The 16769-nt window shown below is 70.9% G+C and carries 14 protein-coding genes; 4 read left to right on the top strand and 10 right to left on the bottom strand.

Annotation, left to right across the window (positions count from 1 at the left end):
* Positions 1 to 129: 129 nt before the first annotated feature.
* The 3 genes from ACWD3I_RS31860 (at position 130) to ACWD3I_RS31870 (ending at position 3739) form a co-directional block, all read left to right on the top strand.
* Positions 130 to 1317, top strand: a complete 1188-nt coding sequence (locus ACWD3I_RS31860) for an acyl-CoA dehydrogenase family protein (protein ID WP_365410311.1) — start codon at positions 130 to 132, stop codon at positions 1315 to 1317.
* Between the two features lie 105 nt (positions 1318 to 1422).
* Positions 1423 to 2664 (top strand): cytochrome P450, encoded by a 1242-nt coding sequence (locus tag ACWD3I_RS31865; RefSeq protein WP_365410308.1) that lies wholly within the window; start codon positions 1423 to 1425, stop codon positions 2662 to 2664.
* A 28-nt stretch (positions 2665 to 2692) separates the two neighbouring features.
* A complete protein-coding gene (locus ACWD3I_RS31870; protein ID WP_365410306.1) occupies positions 2693 to 3739 on the top strand; it encodes a zinc-dependent alcohol dehydrogenase in 1047 nt (348 codons plus the stop codon).
* Positions 3740 to 3749: 10 nt separating this feature from the next.
* On the opposite strand, the gene ACWD3I_RS31875 is transcribed toward ACWD3I_RS31870, so the two are convergent.
* Genes ACWD3I_RS31875 through ACWD3I_RS31920 form a run of 10 tightly spaced genes read right to left on the bottom strand, consistent with a single transcriptional unit; the run spans position 3750 to position 15338 of the window.
* Positions 3750 to 5393, bottom strand: a complete 1644-nt coding sequence (locus tag ACWD3I_RS31875; protein ID WP_365410303.1) for a thiolase C-terminal domain-containing protein — start codon at positions 5391 to 5393, stop codon at positions 3750 to 3752.
* The gene (locus tag ACWD3I_RS31880; RefSeq protein WP_365410301.1) at positions 5390 to 6535 is read right to left on the bottom strand and encodes a thiolase family protein; all 1146 of its coding nucleotides are present in this window, start codon (positions 6533 to 6535) and stop codon (positions 5390 to 5392) included. The genes ACWD3I_RS31875 and ACWD3I_RS31880 overlap by 4 nt, the downstream gene beginning before the upstream one ends.
* 31 nt (positions 6536 to 6566) lie before the next feature.
* On the bottom strand, positions 6567 to 7718 hold the full coding sequence (locus ACWD3I_RS31885; RefSeq protein ID WP_365410355.1) for a CaiB/BaiF CoA transferase family protein: 1152 nt from the start codon (positions 7716 to 7718) through the stop codon (positions 6567 to 6569).
* Positions 7715 to 8479, bottom strand: a complete 765-nt coding sequence (locus ACWD3I_RS31890) for a crotonase/enoyl-CoA hydratase family protein (protein WP_365410298.1) — start codon at positions 8477 to 8479, stop codon at positions 7715 to 7717. Before ACWD3I_RS31890 ends, ACWD3I_RS31885 begins: the two co-directional genes overlap by 4 nt.
* 17 nt (positions 8480 to 8496) lie before the next feature.
* Positions 8497 to 9747, bottom strand: a complete 1251-nt coding sequence (locus ACWD3I_RS31895) for a MaoC family dehydratase (protein WP_365410295.1) — start codon at positions 9745 to 9747, stop codon at positions 8497 to 8499.
* Positions 9744 to 11255, bottom strand: a complete 1512-nt coding sequence (locus ACWD3I_RS31900) for a class I adenylate-forming enzyme family protein (protein ID WP_365410292.1) — start codon at positions 11253 to 11255, stop codon at positions 9744 to 9746. Before ACWD3I_RS31900 ends, ACWD3I_RS31895 begins: the two co-directional genes overlap by 4 nt.
* Positions 11256 to 11259: 4 nt before the next feature.
* A complete protein-coding gene (locus ACWD3I_RS31905; RefSeq protein WP_365410290.1) occupies positions 11260 to 12411 on the bottom strand; it encodes an acyl-CoA dehydrogenase family protein in 1152 nt (383 codons plus the stop codon).
* Positions 12408 to 12875, bottom strand: a complete 468-nt coding sequence (locus ACWD3I_RS31910; protein ID WP_365410288.1) for a VOC family protein — start codon at positions 12873 to 12875, stop codon at positions 12408 to 12410. Before ACWD3I_RS31910 ends, ACWD3I_RS31905 begins: the two co-directional genes overlap by 4 nt.
* Positions 12876 to 12881: 6 nt before the next feature.
* Positions 12882 to 14081 carry a cytochrome P450 gene (locus ACWD3I_RS31915; RefSeq protein WP_365410285.1) on the bottom strand — a complete coding sequence of 400 codons (1200 nt, stop codon included), beginning with the start codon at positions 14079 to 14081 and terminating at the stop codon, positions 12882 to 12884.
* 24 nt (positions 14082 to 14105) lie between these two features.
* On the bottom strand, positions 14106 to 15338 hold the full coding sequence (locus ACWD3I_RS31920) for a CaiB/BaiF CoA transferase family protein (RefSeq protein ID WP_451084233.1): 1233 nt from the start codon (positions 15336 to 15338) through the stop codon (positions 14106 to 14108).
* Positions 15339 to 15442: 104 nt separating this feature from the next.
* On the opposite strand from ACWD3I_RS31920, the gene ACWD3I_RS31925 reads away from it, so the two are divergent.
* Positions 15443 to 16762, top strand: a complete 1320-nt coding sequence (locus tag ACWD3I_RS31925) for an acyl-CoA dehydrogenase family protein (protein WP_365407382.1) — start codon at positions 15443 to 15445, stop codon at positions 16760 to 16762.
* Positions 16763 to 16769 lie beyond the last annotated feature (7 nt).

Here is a 16769-nt window from a genome sequence, read left to right on the forward strand (position 1 = left end):
CCTCTGAGGGGATATTCCGGATCCCCAGTCTATTCGGCACGGGCACCGGGTACTGGCAGGCGAGCCAACACCATGGTTAAAGTATACTCATTTCGGCCACGGCCGCATGACGACGAGGAGTCGACAGCGATGCGACTGGAGTCCACGCCCGAGCTGGAGGCCTTCCGGGGCGAAGTCCGCGCCTTCGTGGCGGAGCACTCACCCGGCATCAAGACACACTCCGGGGTGCGGGCACCCGAGCCGTCCCTGATGCCGACGATCCGCGAGTGGACCGCGAAGCTCTACGAGGCGGGGTTCCTCGGGATCGACTGGCCGGTGGAGTACGGCGGCCGCCCGGACGCCCACCCCCTCGAACCCTCCGTCGTCGCCGAGGAGATCGCGCGCGCCCGCACCTGGCCCCCGGTCGGCGCGGCCTCGCTGGCCTCGGCGGCTCTCATCGACTTCGGCACCGACGAGCAGCGGTCGCGGTTCCTGCCGCGCATCCGCAGCTGCGAGGACGTGTGGTGCCAGCTGTTCAGCGAGCCGGAAGCGGGCAGCGATCTGGCGGCACTGCGGACGCGGGCGCGTCGCGAGGGCGAGGGTGACGACGCGGTGTTCGTGGTCGACGGACAGAAGGTGTGGACGACCAACGGACAGCACGCCGACATGGGCTACCTGCTCGCGCGCACCGACGGCGACGCCCCGAAGCACCAGGGCATCACGGCGTTCGCGCTGGACATGCGCAGTTCGGGGGTCGGCGTGCGGCCGCTGCGCGAGCTCACCGGGACGACCGACTTCAACGAGGTCTTTCTCGACGGCGTCCGGATCCCGGCCGCGAACGTGATCGGCCGGGTGGACGACGGCTGGCGGGTGGCGATGAGCAGCCTCGGCCGGGAACGGTCCGGTGTGGCCGCGCGGGGTGTGGAGTTGTTCGCGGTGCTCGACGACCTGGTGCGGCTGGCGGAGAAGACACCGGCCGCGCTCGATGACTCGGGCCACCGGCAGGCGATCGGTGAACTCGCCGCGCGGGTGCAGGTGAACGCCGCGATGATCGGTCAGGCGCAGTCCCGAATGCTGCACGGCACGGAACAGCCGGCGGACGCTCTCCTCGGCAAGATCTTCTTCAGCGAGCTCAACCACGACCTGGCCGACTTCGGCCTGCGCCTTCAGGGCACGGACGGCCTGCTCACCGAGTCGGACCCGGAGGCGGTGGCCGACGGCTGGTGGCAGGACGCGCATCTGTACTCGCGGGCGTACACGATCGCGGGCGGAGCCAACGAGGTCCTGCGGACCCAGGTGGCCGAGCGGGGGTTGGGGCTGCCGCGCGAGCCTCGCTGATCCGCGTCCGGCTCTCGCGGCCCGGGCACAAGGATCGACGGAAGCATTGATTGTACCGATCGGTCGACATATCTTTCGTCGGAGCAATCGTGAAGGCGAGGAACCATGGCTGAGAACGTGTCCGCAACCGACGTCGCCGAGGAACTTCCGGAGTTCCCCTCCCCCCGGTCGAGCCAGTGCCCGTTCGCCCCACCGCCGGGGCTGCTCGAACTGCACGAGTCCGGAAAAGCGGCCCAGCGCGTGAAGACATGGGACGGCACCACCCCGTGGCTCCTCACGACCCACGCCGCGCAACGCCTGCTGATGACCGACCCGCGGCTCAGCGCCGACATCGGCGCGCCCGGATACCCGCACACCACCGAGGCCATGAAGGCTCACGCGGCCGAGATCCAACCGATGATCAACAACACCGACGGCGCCGAGCACACCCGCTGGCGCCGGATGCTCACGAACTCGTTCACCCGTCACCGTATGGAGAAGCTCCGCCCGGAGATCCAGCGGATCACGGACCAGCTCATCGACAGGATGCTGGCCGGCCCCAAGCCGGTCGACCTCAACGAGGCCCTCTCACTCCCCCTGCCCTCACTGATGATCTGCGCGCTCCTCGGAGTGCCGTACGAGGACCACGAGTTCTTCCAGGAGCACGCCGGGGTCACCAACGCGCGCTTCAAGACCGCTGAGGAGGCGGCACAGTCGACGGCCGATCTGCGCCGCTACATCGCCGGTCTCATCGAGGCCAAGACGGCCGACCCCGGCGAGGACGTCCTCTCCGACCTCGGCGCCAAGATCCAGGAGGGCGTGCTCTCCATGCCCGACGCCGCCGCACTCGGGCACATCCTGCTGGTGGCCGGTCACGACACCAGCGCCAACATGATCACGCTGGGCACCGCGCTGCTGCTGGAGAACCCCGCGCAGCTCGCGGAGCTGCGGGAGCACGACGACGACCCGAAGTACGTGCAGAAGGCCGTCGAGGAACTGTTGCGCTACCTCACCATCCCGCATCTGCTGGCCCGGCGGGCGGTGCTCGACGACATCGAGATCGAGGGGGAGACCATCCGCGCGGGCGAGGGAATCATCGCCTCGCTGCCCGCTGCCAACTGGGACCCACAGGCCTTCCCCGAGCCCGAGAAGCTCGACCTCACCCGCCCCGCGTCGCATCACCACGCGTTCGGCTGGGGACCGCACCAGTGCGTCGGACAGCAGCTGGCCCGCGTCGAACTGCATGTCGTCTTCAGCACCCTGTTCCGCCGGATACCGACCCTGCGGCTCGCGGTCGACGTCTCGGAGCTGAAGTTCAAGGAGGACTCGCAGGCGTACGGCATCTACGAGCTGCCGGTCACCTGGTAGTCCGCGAACACCAGAAGGAGTCAGCTCCATGGCCACCATGAAGTCCGTCACGACCGGCGCGAGGAACGAGATCGAGGTCGTGGAGGTCGAGCGGCCCGTGCCCGGCCCCAAGGACGCGCTCGTCCGGATCCGCGCCTGCGGCATCTGCGGTACCGACACGTTCTTCGTCCAGATGGGCGGCACGCCCTACAACAGTCCCGACGGCACGGTGGTCCCGCTGCCCCTCGGTCATGAACCCGCCGGTGAGGTCGTCGAGGTCGGAGCCGAGGTCACGGATCTGAAGGTCGGCGACCGGGTGGTCCTCGACCCGCAGGCGGCGCCGTCCGGGATCATCGGCTGCGGCGGCTCGCTGGGCGGGATGAACGAGTATCTGCTCATCGAGAACGCCGTGCCGGGCGAGAGCGTGGCGGTGTTCCCGGACGGGTTGCCCTTCGAGGTGGCCGCGTTGAACGAGCCGATGGCCGTGGCCCGGCACGCCGTCAACCGCTCCGGGGCCGGGCCCACGGACAAGGTGGTGGTGTTCGGTGCCGGACCCATCGGACTGGGTGCCACCATCTGGCTGAAGCTGCGTGGGGTGCGGCACGTGGTCGTGGCGGACGTGATCCCCGAGCGGCTGGAGACGGCGCTCGCCGTCGGCGCGGATGCCGTCATCGACTCCGGCGCGCAGAACGTGACGGACCGCCTCACCGAGCTGCACGGGCAGGCCGCCAACGCTCTGGGGCAGCCCCGGCCCGGCACCGACGTCTACATCGACGCCGCCGGCGCCCCGGCCGTGTTCCAGGCGGTGATCGACTCCGCGAAGTGGCACGCCAAGCTGGTCATGGTCGCCGTGCAGAAGAAGTCCGACGCCATCGACCTGGGCGGCATGCTCCGCAGCGAGCTCACCCTCATCGCCTCCCAGGGCTATCCCACGGAGATCTTCGAGGTCACCGCCGAACTCGCCGAGCACCAGGACCGGTTCGCCAAGCTCATCAGCCACCGCGTCCCCTTCGGCGAGGTCGACCGGGCCTTCGAGCTCGCGCTCACGCCGGGCGCCGCGGAGAAGGTCGTCGTCACCTTCGACGACCCGGCGTGAGGGACAGCGGCTACTCCGCCTTCCTCAGCAGCATCGCCCCCGACGGCACTCCCCCGCCCGCGGTGGCCACCGCCACCCGGGCGTCCCGCACCTGGCGCCCGTGCGCGTCGCCGCGCAGTTGCAGCATGGCCTCGCGGACAAAGCCGTAGCCGTGCAGACGGCCCGCCGAGAGCTGGCCGCCGTGCGGGTTCAGGGGGAGCTCGCCGTCCAGGGCGATGGTCTTGCCACCGGCGATGAAACCGGTGGCCTCGCCCGGTCCGCAGAAACCGAGGCCCTCGATCCAGGACAGGGCGTTGAAGGTGAACCCGTCGTAGAGGAGGGCCACGTCGACGTCGGAGGGAGTGAGGTCGGTCCGGGTCCACAGGTGTGCGGAGGGGCCGAGGGACTGCGGTGTGTGGGTCAGGGTGTCCTGGTCCCAGCTGAGCCGCTCCCCCACCGCCGTGCCGACGGCCTCGACCAGGACGGGCGGCCGGGGGCGGTCGTACGCCGTCTCGATCGCGGAGACGACGACGGCCACCGCTCCGTCGCAGGGGACGTCACAGTCGTAGAGGCCGAACGGGGTCGTGATCATGCGGGCGTCGAAGTAGTCGTCGAGTGTCATCGGCTCGCGGTGCAGGGCCTCGGGGTTGCGTGCCGCGCCCGCCCGGGCGGTGACGGCGATCGCGCCGAGGGCCTCGCGGCCGACGCCGTAGCGGTGCAGGTAGTGCGAGGCGTTGCAGCCGATCCACTGGCCCGCCGACATCGCGCCGAAGGGTGCTCGGAACTCGAACATGCCGGTGGCCCGGCCGCCGGACGCCGGCCATCGGCCGGAGCGGCCCAGGGCGGCATGGGAGGACTCCCACACCGTACGGAAGCACAGCACATGGCGGCACAGCCCGGCCGCGACCGCGAGCATCCCGGCGGTGATCGAGCCGATCTGGCCGGGCACCTCGGAGGCCCCGTTGACCCAGGTGGGCCGTAGTTGGAGGGCCTCGGTGAGCGCGGTGACGCCGCCCTCGCTCATGCCGTCGGGGCGGGGTCCGGGGTAGGTGGAGAGCCCGTCGATGTCGTCGAGGCCGAGTCCGGCGTCGGCGACCGCGGCGAGGCAGGCGTCGACGGTGAGGGTGAGCGGGTCGACCATGAGGCGACGGCCGACGCGGGACTGGCCCACGCCGGTCAGCGCGACCTTGTCCTCGTATTTGCGAGGGGAGGCCATGGGTCGTGCCCGGACTTCGCGCGGCTCGGGCAGGAGACTTGCCGTGGTGTCCGGGCCGGGCTCGAACAGGGGGATGTGGATGTCCTCTTCGAGTCGCTCGAACCGCACCCGGACCGGCATGCCGACCCGCACCTCGTCCGGCTCGCAGCCCACGATGTTCGTGGTCAGCCGCGCCCGGTCGTCCTCGGCGAGGGCGACCACGGCGACGACGTACGGCGGCGGGAACTTCGGCAGCCAGGCCTGGTGGTTGACGCTGAACCCGACCACGACCGCCCTGCCCGAGACAGGGGCGAGGGCCACCGAGCGGCCGCGGCAGGACGGGCACACCGGCAGCGGCGGGTGGAAGTACCGTCCGCAGTCCGCGCAGTGGGAGATCCGCAGCACACCGTCGGCGCCGGAGCTCCAGAACTCGGCGCTGGCGAGGGTGGGTTGGGGCAGGGGGCGTTCGACAGGGCTCATCGCAGCAGCTCGATGATCGTGGCGTTCGCTGTGCCGCCGCCCTCACACATGGTCTGGAGGCCGTAACGCAGGTTCTCCTGCCGCATCCTGGCGAGCATCCGCGTCATCAGGATGGCGCCGGAGCCGCCGAGCGGATGGCCGACCCCGATCGCACCGCCCAGCGGATTGAGCCGCTCCCGGTCGGCGCCGGTCTCGGCCAGCCACGCCAACGGCACCGGGGCGAAAGCCTCGTTGACCTCGTACACACCGATGTCCTCGAGGGCCACGCCGGAGCGGCGCAGCACCTTCTCGGTCGCGGGGATCGGGCCGAGCAGCATCGTGATGGGGTCCGCGCCGCTGACCGCTCCGGAGTGGTAACGGGCGATCGGGGTGAGGCCGAGTTCGCGGGCCTTCTCCGGGGTGGTGATGAGCAGGGCGGCCGCGCCGTCGGAGATCTGTGAGGAGTTCCCGGCGTGGATCACGCCGTCCTCCTTGAACGACGGCTTGAGGCCGGCGAGCTTGTCCACCGAGGTTCCGCGCCGCAGCCCCTCGTCCACGGTGAACTTGGTGCCGTCTACCTCGATCGGCACGATGTGGTCGTCGAAGACGCCCTCGTCGATCGCCGCGGCTGCTTTCGCATGCGACCCGGCGGCGAACTCGTCGAGCCGGGTGCGGGTGAACCCCCAGCGTTCGGCGATGAGTTCGGCACCGATGCCCTGGCTGAACTCGAAGCCGTCGTAGCGGGCGATCGCGGCGGGGCCGTACGGCTGTCCCGTGGTCCGGTGCGAGCCGAGCGGCACTCGGCTCATCGTCTCCACGCCACCCGCCACCACCATGTCGTACTGTCCCGACATCACGGCGTGCGCGGCCTGGTCGACCGCCTGCTGACTGGAGCCGCAGGCCCGGTTGACGGTGACGGCCGGGACGTGTTCCGGCCAGCCGGCGGCCAGCACGGCGAACCGGCCGACGTTGCTGGACTGGTCGCCGATCTGGGTGACACAGCCCCAGACCACGTCGTCCACCGTGCCCGGGTCGATGCCGGTGCGTTCGACGAGCGCCTTGAGCACCTCGGCCGACAGGTCCGCCGCGTGCACCGACGCCAGCGTTCCGTTGCGTTTGCCGATGGGGGTGCGTACGGCGTCGACGATCACGGCGTCTGGCATGACAACTCCTTGGTCGGTCGGGTCGGTCGGGTCACTCGGGGAACCGGACTCCCCAGTCACGGAACACTGATCGGGTGTCCGCGCCGAGGGCCTGGGCCACCCGGCCCGGTCGTGACGGGGTCGCCGAGAAGCGGGGCGCGGCAGCGGGTTGGACCACTCCGTCGCGGGTGAACAGGCTTCCGCGCGCGGCCAGATGGGGGTGAGCGGCCGCCTCCGTGAGGCTCAGGACGGGTGCCACGCAGGCGTCGGTGCCCTCGAAGTGCTCCGCCCATTCGTCACGGGTGCGCTCCGCGAAGCGTTTCGTCAGCAACCGCCGTAGCTCCGGCCAGGTCGACCGGTCGTGCTGCCGGTCCGGGTCGACGTCCAGGCCGAGCAGGTCGACCAGGCTCCGGTAGAACTTGCGCTCCAGCGCGCCGACCGCCACATGCCGGCCGTCCCTGGTCTCGTACACGGCGTAGAAGGGCCAGCCGCCGTCGAAGCGGTTGACACCGCGTTCGTCGGTCCATTCGTCGCGCGCGAGTTTGGCGAAGGTACTGGCGAGGAGGTGGGCGGTGCCGTCGACGATGGCCGCGTCGACGACCTGGCCGCGTCCGGTACGGGCGGCGGCGTGCAGCGCGGCCAGGACGCCGATCACGAGGTAGCAGCCGCCGCCCCCGAAGTCGCCGACGAGGTTGAGCGGGATCTGCGGCGGGCGGTCCGCGTCGCCGATGGCGCCGAGCGCGCCGGTCAGCGCGATGTAGGTGATGTCGTGTCCGGCCGCGGGGGCGAGGGGGCCGTCCTGGCCCCAGCCGGTCATCCGGCCGTAGACCAGGCGGGGGTTGCGGGCGAGACAGTCGTGCGGTCCGATGCCGAAGCGTTCGGTGACTCCGGGACGGAACCCCTCGATCAACACGTCGGCGCGCTGCACGAGTTGGAGGAGCGCGGCTGCCGATTCCCGCTGTTTGAGGTCGAGTACGACCGACCGCTTCCCCCGGTTCAGCACGTCCGCCGGTCCGCCCGCGTCCGGTTCGTCCGCCCGCCCGGGCCGGTCCACGCGGACGACCTCCGCCCCGAGGTCGGCCAGGAGCATCCCGGCGAACGGACCCGGTCCGATGCCGCCGAGTTCGACGACCCGGCAGCCGGCGAGAGGCCCTCCCGCGCTGGTCGACGCCCCGTCACCTCCGGCTTCCGCCGTCACGGTCAGCGTCCCTTCCAGACCGGCGGCCGCTTCTCGGTGAACGCCGCCGCCCCTTCCCGGGCGTCGTGCGACCGGAACACCGGCTCGGCGATGTCGAACTGCTTGCCCCACGCCTCGTCCAGGGACCAGTCGGCGGTGGAGCGGGCGATCTCCTTGGTGGCCGCGACCGCCAGAGGGCCGTTGGCCGCGATCGTCTCGGCGAGTTCCAGTGCGCCCGCGAGCGCGCCGCCTTCGTCGGTGAGGCGGTTGATCAGACCGTGGGCGGCAGCTCGTTCGGCGTCGATCGGTTGCCCGGTGAGCAGCAGTTCCAGGGCGATGGCGTACGGGATGCGGCGCGGAAGATGGAGGGCGGCGCCGGCACGGGCGACCAGCGACCGGGTCACCTCGGGCACCCCGAGCCGTGCCGTGCGGGCGGCCACCACCAGATCGCAGGCCAGCAGGAGTTCGAAGCCGCCTGCCAGGGCCCAGCCCTCGACCGCGGCGATCAGGGGCTTGCGCGGCGGGGTCATGCTGATGCCGCACAGGCCGCGGCCCTCGATGGCGGGTGTCTCGCCCCGCAGCCATGCCTTGAGGTCCATCCCCGCCGAGAACGTGCCGCCCGCGCCCGTGAGCACGCCCACCCGCAGCTCGTCCGACTCGTCGAGCTCGTCGACCGCGGCCGCGACTCCGGCGGCCACCCCGGCGTCCAACGCGTTCTTCTTCGTGGGGCGGTTGATCGTGATGACCTGGACCGCGCCGCGGCGTTCCACCAGTACTTCGTCCGACACGTATGCCTCCTGGATTGTCAGTTGACGGCGAACCGGGCCAGTTCATGGGCGACCATGCCGTCCAGGTCGTCGGCGGGCGGGGCCGGGAGTGCGACGGCGCGGTCGCGGGTCGGCAGGAGGACGACGGCCGTACCAGGGGTGGTGACCTCCCCCCGCTGGTTCTCGCAGCGCACGTCGATGTGCACCTCGGCCCGCCCGTCCACCTGCCGTTTGTCCACGACGGTGCCGCGCACCCAGGTGGTGTCGCCGAGGTAGTTGAACTTGCGGTGCTCGCAGCGGAGTTTCCACAGCCAGCCGTCGTCACCGATCCAGTCGGTGAGCAGATGGCAGAGCCAGGTCTCGCGCATGCCGCCGTAGTCGTAGGGGCCCGGGAGGCCCAACTCCCGTGCCCGTTCAGGCTCCCAGTGCAGGCGCTGCACGGTGTCGGGGACGTTCAGCGGGTTCGGCGGATACAGGCCGGGTGCCTTGCGCCGCACCCGCGCGGCGATCCCGAACGCCCCGGGCGGGGTGAGCTGCATGCCCCAGCCCAGGTGCCAGACGACCACGTCGGTGGTGGTCAGCGGGCCCTTGACCCGGGGTTGGAGCTCCTCGCCGATCTCGACGTCCTCCCAGTAGCGGGGCTCGGCGCCGCGCCGAGTCTCGGCCGCGTACGCCGCGTCGATCTCGGCTAGTTGCTCGGATCCGTAGGGCTGCTGGGCCAGTTGTTCCTTGGCCCGCTTCTTCGACGTGTGCCGTTCGGCGTTGATCCACGTGCCGCGCCTGAGGGCGTGCATCTCGCCGCGCCCGTTGGCGTAGAGGTAGTCGCGGACGACGTGGGCGGTGCGCCCGCCGAAGCGGCTGGGCTTGAGGTGGACGCCCACCTGGGTCTGCAACACCCGGCAGCGGTCGCCGAGTCGCAGGGGGCGCCACCACTCGAACTCCATCACCGCCTGGTAGGAGCCGAGCCCGGCGAAGGGGTCGCCCTTGAGCAGTGCCTTGGTCTCCGGGTCCGGTGCCGGGGCGGCGTCCTCGCCCATCGTGTACAGGAAGGTGGGCGGTGCGACGAGTGAGCCCCAGCGGGTGCCGGACGCGTGGTCCGGGTCGCAGTAGAGGGGGTTGTCGTCGCCGTAGCCGTACGCGAAGTGGCGTACGCCGTCCCAGGTCACCTCGTAGTTGTGCGGGGGGTTGCGCTGGGGCTGGGGGACGCCGAGGCGGCGGCGGGAGCGCTCGACGGCCTCGTCGGTCAGCATGCCGAAGGTGTCGGCGGTCTTGTCCTGCGTCTCCGTCATGCTCGGCTCTCCTTCACGCGGTCCTGCTGGGCGATCCGGGCGCGGACCAGGTCCAGCAGGTCCACCCGGCTCACCTTGCTCGACGGGGTCCGGGGCAGTGCGTCGAGGACGAGGATGTGTGCCGGGACCTCATACGGGGTGAGCCGGCCGCGGCACAGGGCGACGAGTTCGGCGGTGTCCGGGGCGGGCCGACCCGGTTCGGGCTCGACCGCCGCGACCGGGATCTCGCCCAGCCGCGCGTCCGGCAGCCCCGCCACTGCCGCCTCCCGCACGGCCGGGTGGGACTCCAGAACACGTCTGACCGTCTCCGGCTGCACCTTGAAGCCGCCGCGGATGATGGCGTCGTCGGCCCGTCCCTCGATCCAGACGAACCGGTCGGCGTCGATGCGGGCGAGATCGCTGGTGCGTGTCCAGGCCCGGCCGCCCCGGGTGCTCTGCTCGGTGCGGACCTCCAGGCGGCCCGTCCTGCCGACGGGCAGTTCGGCACCGTCGTCGCCGGTGACCCGCAGTTCGACCCCGTCGAAGGCGCGCCCGGCGCTGCCCGCCTTCCGCTGCCACCAGCGCTCGTGCAGCGGCAGCGTCCAGCCCACCACCGCTCCGGCGAACTCGGTGGCCCCGTAGGTCATCAGGACGGGAATGCCGTACGTCCGGAAGAACCCGTCGGCGAGTTCGGGCGGGCAGGGCGCGGTACCCGAGGTGATGACCTGGAGGCTCGCCAGCCGCTCCTTCGGCACGCCCGCGTCGAGCACGGCGCGGATGGCCGCCGGCACCAGACTCGCGGCCCGCAGCCGGTGCCGTTCCACGGTGCTCACCCAGGGTTCGACGGCGAACTTCGGCATCAGGAGCATGCGGCGTCCGGTCGCGAGACAGGCGAGCGCCCGCCATAGCCCGCCGATGTGCACCAGGGGTGCGGCGACGAGTGCCGCCGAGCGCGACAGCAGGCGGTCGGGCTTCGGGGTCTGGCCGCCGGAGACGAGTGCCTGGTCGAGCTGGCCGACCCGCAGATGGACGCGTTTGGGGGGACCGGTGGTGCCCGAGGTGAGCATCTCCACGACGACCCCCGGGTTGACCGGGGCCTCGGCCGGTGCCGTGCCGCCCGCGGGGCGCAGGGTGCCGTCCGGACCGAGCTCCAGGGCCGCTCCGTGCGCGGTCACCGCCGCCAACACGCCCTCACGGGCGAGGGGTTCGGCGCCGGAGACGACGACAGGCAGTTCACAGCTCGCGATGTCGGCCGCGAGCCGCGCGGCGGGCTGCAATGGGCTCAGCATCACCAGACAGCGTCCGGAGGCGAGCACCGCGGCGACCACGGCGACGTGCTCGGGCCGGTTCTCCAGGACGACACCGACGCGGGCGTCGGCCCGCAGGCCCGCCGCGTCCAGCCGCTCGACGACCTGCCGGGCGGTCCGCTGGACCTGCCCCCAGGTCCACCACTCGCCGTCGTGCTCGATCGCCTCGGTGTCGGCGGCCGCTTCGGCCAGCAGCCTCGACAGGCGGTCGCGAATTCCCACGTACTCAGCCTTCCGTCGCCGTGGTTGCGGAGATTCCGACCAGGTCGGCGAGCCGCCCCCGGTGTGCCGCCGGGCTGCCGAAGAGCTGCTCGGACGACTTCGCGCGTTTGAGGTAGAGGTGGGCGTCGTGCTCCCACGTGCAGCCGATGCCGCCGTGGATCTGGATGTTCTCCTTGGCGGCGTGGGTGAAGGCGTCGGCGCAGTACGCGGCGGCGATCGCGGCGGCCACGGCGAGCTCGCCGGTGCGCGTGGCCGCCGTCGACATCGCGTGGTACGCCGCCGACCGGGCACCCTCGACCTTCAGCAGCATGTCGGCGCACTTGTGCTTGACCGCCTGGAACGACCCGATGGGACGGCCGAACTGCACCCGCACCTTCGCGTACTCCACCGCCGCGTCCAGACACGCCTGCGCCCCGCCGATCTGCTCGGCGGCCAGCGCCACCGCCGCGAGGTCGGTCACCGTGCGCAGATACCCGGTGGCGTCTCCCTCCGGTCCGACCCGCAGCGCCGGAGCGCCGTCGAGGTCGATCCGGGCCAGCCGTCGTGTCGGGTCGAGCGTCTCCAGACGGGTGCGGGTCACTCCGGTCGCTCTGCTGTCGACGGCGAACAGTGCGGGGCCGGTGTCCGCGCGGGCCACGACGAGGAACAGGTCGGCGGAGTGTCCGTCGATGACGAACATCTTCGTGCCCGACACCCGCCAGTCGCTGTCGCTGTTGCCGTTGCCGCCGTCCGCCCGGGCCGCCACGTCTTCGACGCGCCACGACCCGCTCTCCTCGGCCAGCGCCAGCGTGCCCGTCAGCGAACCGTCGGCGATCGCCGGCAACCAGCGCGCCTTCGCCTCGTCGTCGCCGGACACCGCGAGGGCCTGTCCGGCGAGGGCCACGGTGGCGAAGTACGGCGAGGGCAGCAGGACCCGGCCCAGTTCCTCCAGGACGATTCCCAACTCCACGGGACCGCCGCCGAAGCCGCCGTACTCCTGCGGCAACGCCAGCCCGTGCAGGCCGAGTTGGTCCGCCATCTGCCGCCAGAGCCGCGGATCGTGTCCTTCCTCGGACTCCATCGAGCGGCGCACCGCCTCGCCCGGCGCCTTGTCCGCCAGGAGACGGCGCACGGTCGCCCGGAGTTCCTCGTGCTCCTCGGTGAACGTCAGTGTCACGTCGACGCCTTGGAGCGCAGGTAGGCGTCGAAGTCCGGGATCCGGGCGCGGTCCACGATCTCGATCCGTACGCCGGAGGGGTCCAGGTGGTAGGCGAAGACCGCCGGACCGCCGTCGACGATCGCGCACGCTTCCAGGGGGAAGCCGGCCTCCTCCAGCCGCTTGGACGTCGTCGGAACGTCGTCGCAGAAGTAGCCGAGGTGGTGGGTCGCGATGCGTTCGGCCGCCGTCCAGGGGGTTCCGGGGACCTCCTGGACCAGTTCGATGTGCGGTGCGTCGAGCGAGTAGGCGTACCGCAGTCGGAGCGCGTGTTCGCCGTCGGCCAGGCGCACTTGTACGTCGCCGGTCATGGTCTCGGTCCAGCGGTACCCCGCGACCTCGCTCATGCGGGTCTTCCAGGCATCGATGTCCGGGACGACGATCCCGGTGTGGTAGAGATCCGTCGCGCTGAGAGGAGTGGTCATGCCCGGTCACCACTCCAGACGCAGCGACTTGATGCCGTACATGTTCCCGTGCTGCCACAACTCCTGGCCGGGCGCGACCCGGTAGTCGGGAATGCGCCGGTGCCACTCCTCGACCGCCACGTTGAGTTCGAGGCGCGCCAGGTGCGACCCGAGGCAGCGGTGCGGACCCGAGCCGAAGGCGATGTGGTTGGTGGTCTTGCGGTGCAGGTCCACTTGGAGCGGGTCGTCGTACCGCCCGGGGTCGCGGTTGGTGACCGCGAGCGGCAGCATCACCATCTCGCCCGCCCTGACCGGGCAGCCGCCGATCTCGACGTCTTTTGTCGCCTTCCGGGCCGGGACGACGAACGAGTAGACGCGGAGGGTCTCCTCGACCCCGGTGGGGATCAGGGACGGGTCGGCGAGGATCTCCGCCCGTTGCCCGGGGTGCGTGGCGAAGTGGTACAGCGCCCAGCCGATGGAGATCGGGACCGTGTCGAAGCCGGCCTGGAACATGAGGACGCAGAAGGCGTGCATGTCCCGGTCGTCGATCGGTTCACCGTCGATCGTCCACGTCATGGCGTGGGAGAGCAGGTCGTCGCGGGGTGTCCTGCGGCGCAGGGCGATCTGTTCCTCGAAGTAGGCGGACACCTCGCGCATGGCGGTCATCTGCCGGGCGCCGTCCGGGTCCTCGCCGTGCGAGAGGTGCAGGAGTTCGTGCGTCCAGGCGAGGAAGGTGGCCAGGTCCTCCTCCGGCAGGCCCATCAGACGCATGAAGATCAGCGTCGGGAAGCGGCGTGCGAAGTCGTCGAGCACATCAGCGCCTTCGCGCTCCTTGAGCTCGTCGATCATCTCCCCCGCGACCTGGCGGACCTCCGGTTCCCGGGCGGCGACGGCGCTCGGGGAGAAGTAGCGGCCGAGCAGCCGCCGCCACACGTTGTGCACGGGCGGGTCCAGCATCTCGGGGATCCACAGGAACTTCGGGTCCGGTTCGAGCGCGGTCACCGACTTGTTGGAGAAGGTCCGCCAGTCCTGGAGCGCCTTCTGGACCTCCGGGCCGTCCGTGACGACCCAGTAGCCGCGGGCGATGGTGCTGCGGAACCCGGAGTGGGTGCCGGCCATCTCGTCCCACCGCTCCTGGTGGCTGAGGACGGGGCCGCCGAGCCGGTTGTCGAAGTGGTAGGCGGGCAGGCCGTCGTGGGTTCCCTCGGGTTCGAGCGTCGTACTCATCACGGCTCCTCTCTGGTACGTCCGTCAGGTCGCCGCGCCGTCGATCTTGAGCGCGATGAGCTGGTCCTCGCTCAGGCCGAGCGAGCGCAGGACCTCGTCGGTGTGTTCCGCGAACTGGGGCGCCCGGGTGAGGCCGGCCGGGGTCTCGTCGAACTGGACGGGGCTGGCGACCAGTTCGCGGTCGACGCCGTCGGCGTCCACGACGGGAGCGATGAGACCGTTGGCGCGCAGGGCGGGGTCCTGGCCGACCTCCCAGGCGTTCTGGACGGCCGCCCACTGGCCGTCGCCCCGGGAGAGGATCTCGACCCACTCCGCGTAGGGGCGGGAGACGATGAGGCCGGCGACGATGTCCGCGGCCTCGGCGGCGTTCGCCATCAACTTCTCGGTGCTGTCGAAGCGTTCGTCGGCGCCGAGTTCGTCACGGCCGGCCAGCTTGCAGAACTCCGCCCAGTAGCGGCCGGGTTGCAGCATCGAGAGTTCGATCCAGCGATTGTCCGCGGTGCGGTAGGCGCCGATGAGCGGGTTGGTGGCCGAGCCGTGCCGGGGCGGGGTGTTGACCGGGAGCGGGCCGCCGTTCATCAGGGCGAGGTTGACCGTGAACTGCGTCGCCCAGGCGCCGACCCCGACCAACGACACGTCCACGACGGACGGATCACCGGTCCGGGCGCGGGAGTAGAGGGCGGCGGCGATACCCCCGGCGATGGTCATGCCGCCCATCGAGTCGCCGTAGGCGCCGGCCGGCATCCGGGTCATCCGGTCCGCACCGGGCGGAGTGACACCGGCGGCGCTTCCGCCGCGCGCCCAGAACGCCGTGCTGTCGTAACCGCCCTTGCCCGCCTCCTCCCCACGGGCACCGAAGCCGCTGCCCCGGACGTAGATGATGTCGGGGTTGATCGCCCGGACGTCCTCCACGTCGATCCGCAGCTTCGCGCGCGCCTCGGGCAGGAAGTTCGTGAGGAACACGTCGCTGTTGCGGATCAGTTCCTCCAGCACGGGACGTGCGGAAGGCTTCTCCAGCGCGAGGCCGACGCTGCGTTTCCCGCGGTTGGGCCCCTCCATGATCGGAAAGAACGACGACCCCTTGCTGGCGGCCTCGTACCCGAGCACCCGGACCAACCCACGCTGGGCGTCGCCGCGTTCGGCGTGCTCGATCTTGATCACGTCGGCACCCCAGTCGGCGAGCACGGCACCGGCCGCCGGGACGAAGGTGAACTGGGCGACCTCGAGCACCCGCACGCCCTCCATCGGCCTCTGCATCAGACCAACTCCTCTGCGGCTCACATCGCTATTGCGCATACCCAATGCGCCGAGTCTGCCTCAGAGTATGGACCGAGGGCAACAATAAGTATACTGTTTTCGGCATGCTGGATTTCACGATCGACCCTGACTTCCAGGCCAAGCTCGACTGGGCGGCGGCCTTCGTACGCGAGGAGGTCGAGCCGCTCGATCTCCTTTTCCCGCACGGCGGCGACCCGTACGACACCCGCAACGAGAAGGCCCGCGCGATCCTGCGGCCGCTGCAGCAGCAGGTCCGCGAACAGGGCCTGTGGGCCTGCCATCTCGGCCCCGAACTGGCAGGCCCCGGCTACGGTCAGGTGAGCCTCGCCCTCCTCAACGAGATCCTCGGCCGCTCCTACTGGGCCCCGACGGTGTTCGGCACCGCCGCCCCCGACACCGGGAACGCCGAGATCCTGGCCATGTTCGGCACGGAGGAGCAGAAGGCGCGTTACCTGCAGCCGCTGCTCGACGGCGAGATCGTCTCCACCTTCTCGATGACCGAGCCGCAAGCGGGCGCCGATCCCAAGGAGTTCGTGTGCCACGCGTGGCGGGACGGGGACGAGTGGGTGATCGACGGGGAGAAGTGGTTCTCCTCCAACGCCCGTTACGCGGCCTTCCTGATCGTCATGGCCGTCACGGATCCCGACGCACCCCCGCACCAGCGCATGTCGATGTTCATCGTCCCGGCCGAGACACCCGGAATCGAGATCAAGCGCAACGTCGGCACGATGGACGAGCGCGAGAACCTCGACGAGGGCATCCACGCCTACCTCCGCTACCACCAGGTCCGCGTCCCACTGGACGCGATGCTCGGCGGCCCCGGCGAGGGCTTCAAGGTGGCACAGGCCCGCCTCGGCGGGGGCCGGGTGCACCACGCCATGCGGACGGTCGGCAAGTGCACCCGCGCCTTCGACATGATGTGCGAGCGCGCGCTGTCCCGCCGTACGCAGGGCACGCTGCTGGCCGACAAGCAGGCGGTGCAGCAGTTCATCGCGGACTCCTGGGTGGAGTTGCAGCAGTTCCGGCTGCTCGTCCTCAACACCGCCTGGATCATCGACACCCAGCCGCACGGCGCCGCCCGCACCCAGATCGCCATGTGCAAGATCCAGACGGCCAAGGTGCTGCACGACATCATCCAGCGGGCGGTCCATCTGCACGGTTCGCTCGGCACCACTGGCGAACTCCCGCTCGCCAAGTGGTGGATGGCCGCGCCGAACCTCGCCCTCGCGGACGGGCCCACCGAGGTGCACCGCACCACGATCGCCAAGCAGCTGCTGAAGAACTACCGGCCCGTGGAAGGGTTGTTCCCCAGCGAGCACATCCCGCCGAAGCTGGAGGCGGCCCGCAAGCGATACGCGCACATCATCGAGGACGACAGCCTGGCGGGACGGGTGGACGCGTGACGAACGG

The organism is Streptomyces sp. NPDC002817, from assembly GCF_053592055.1.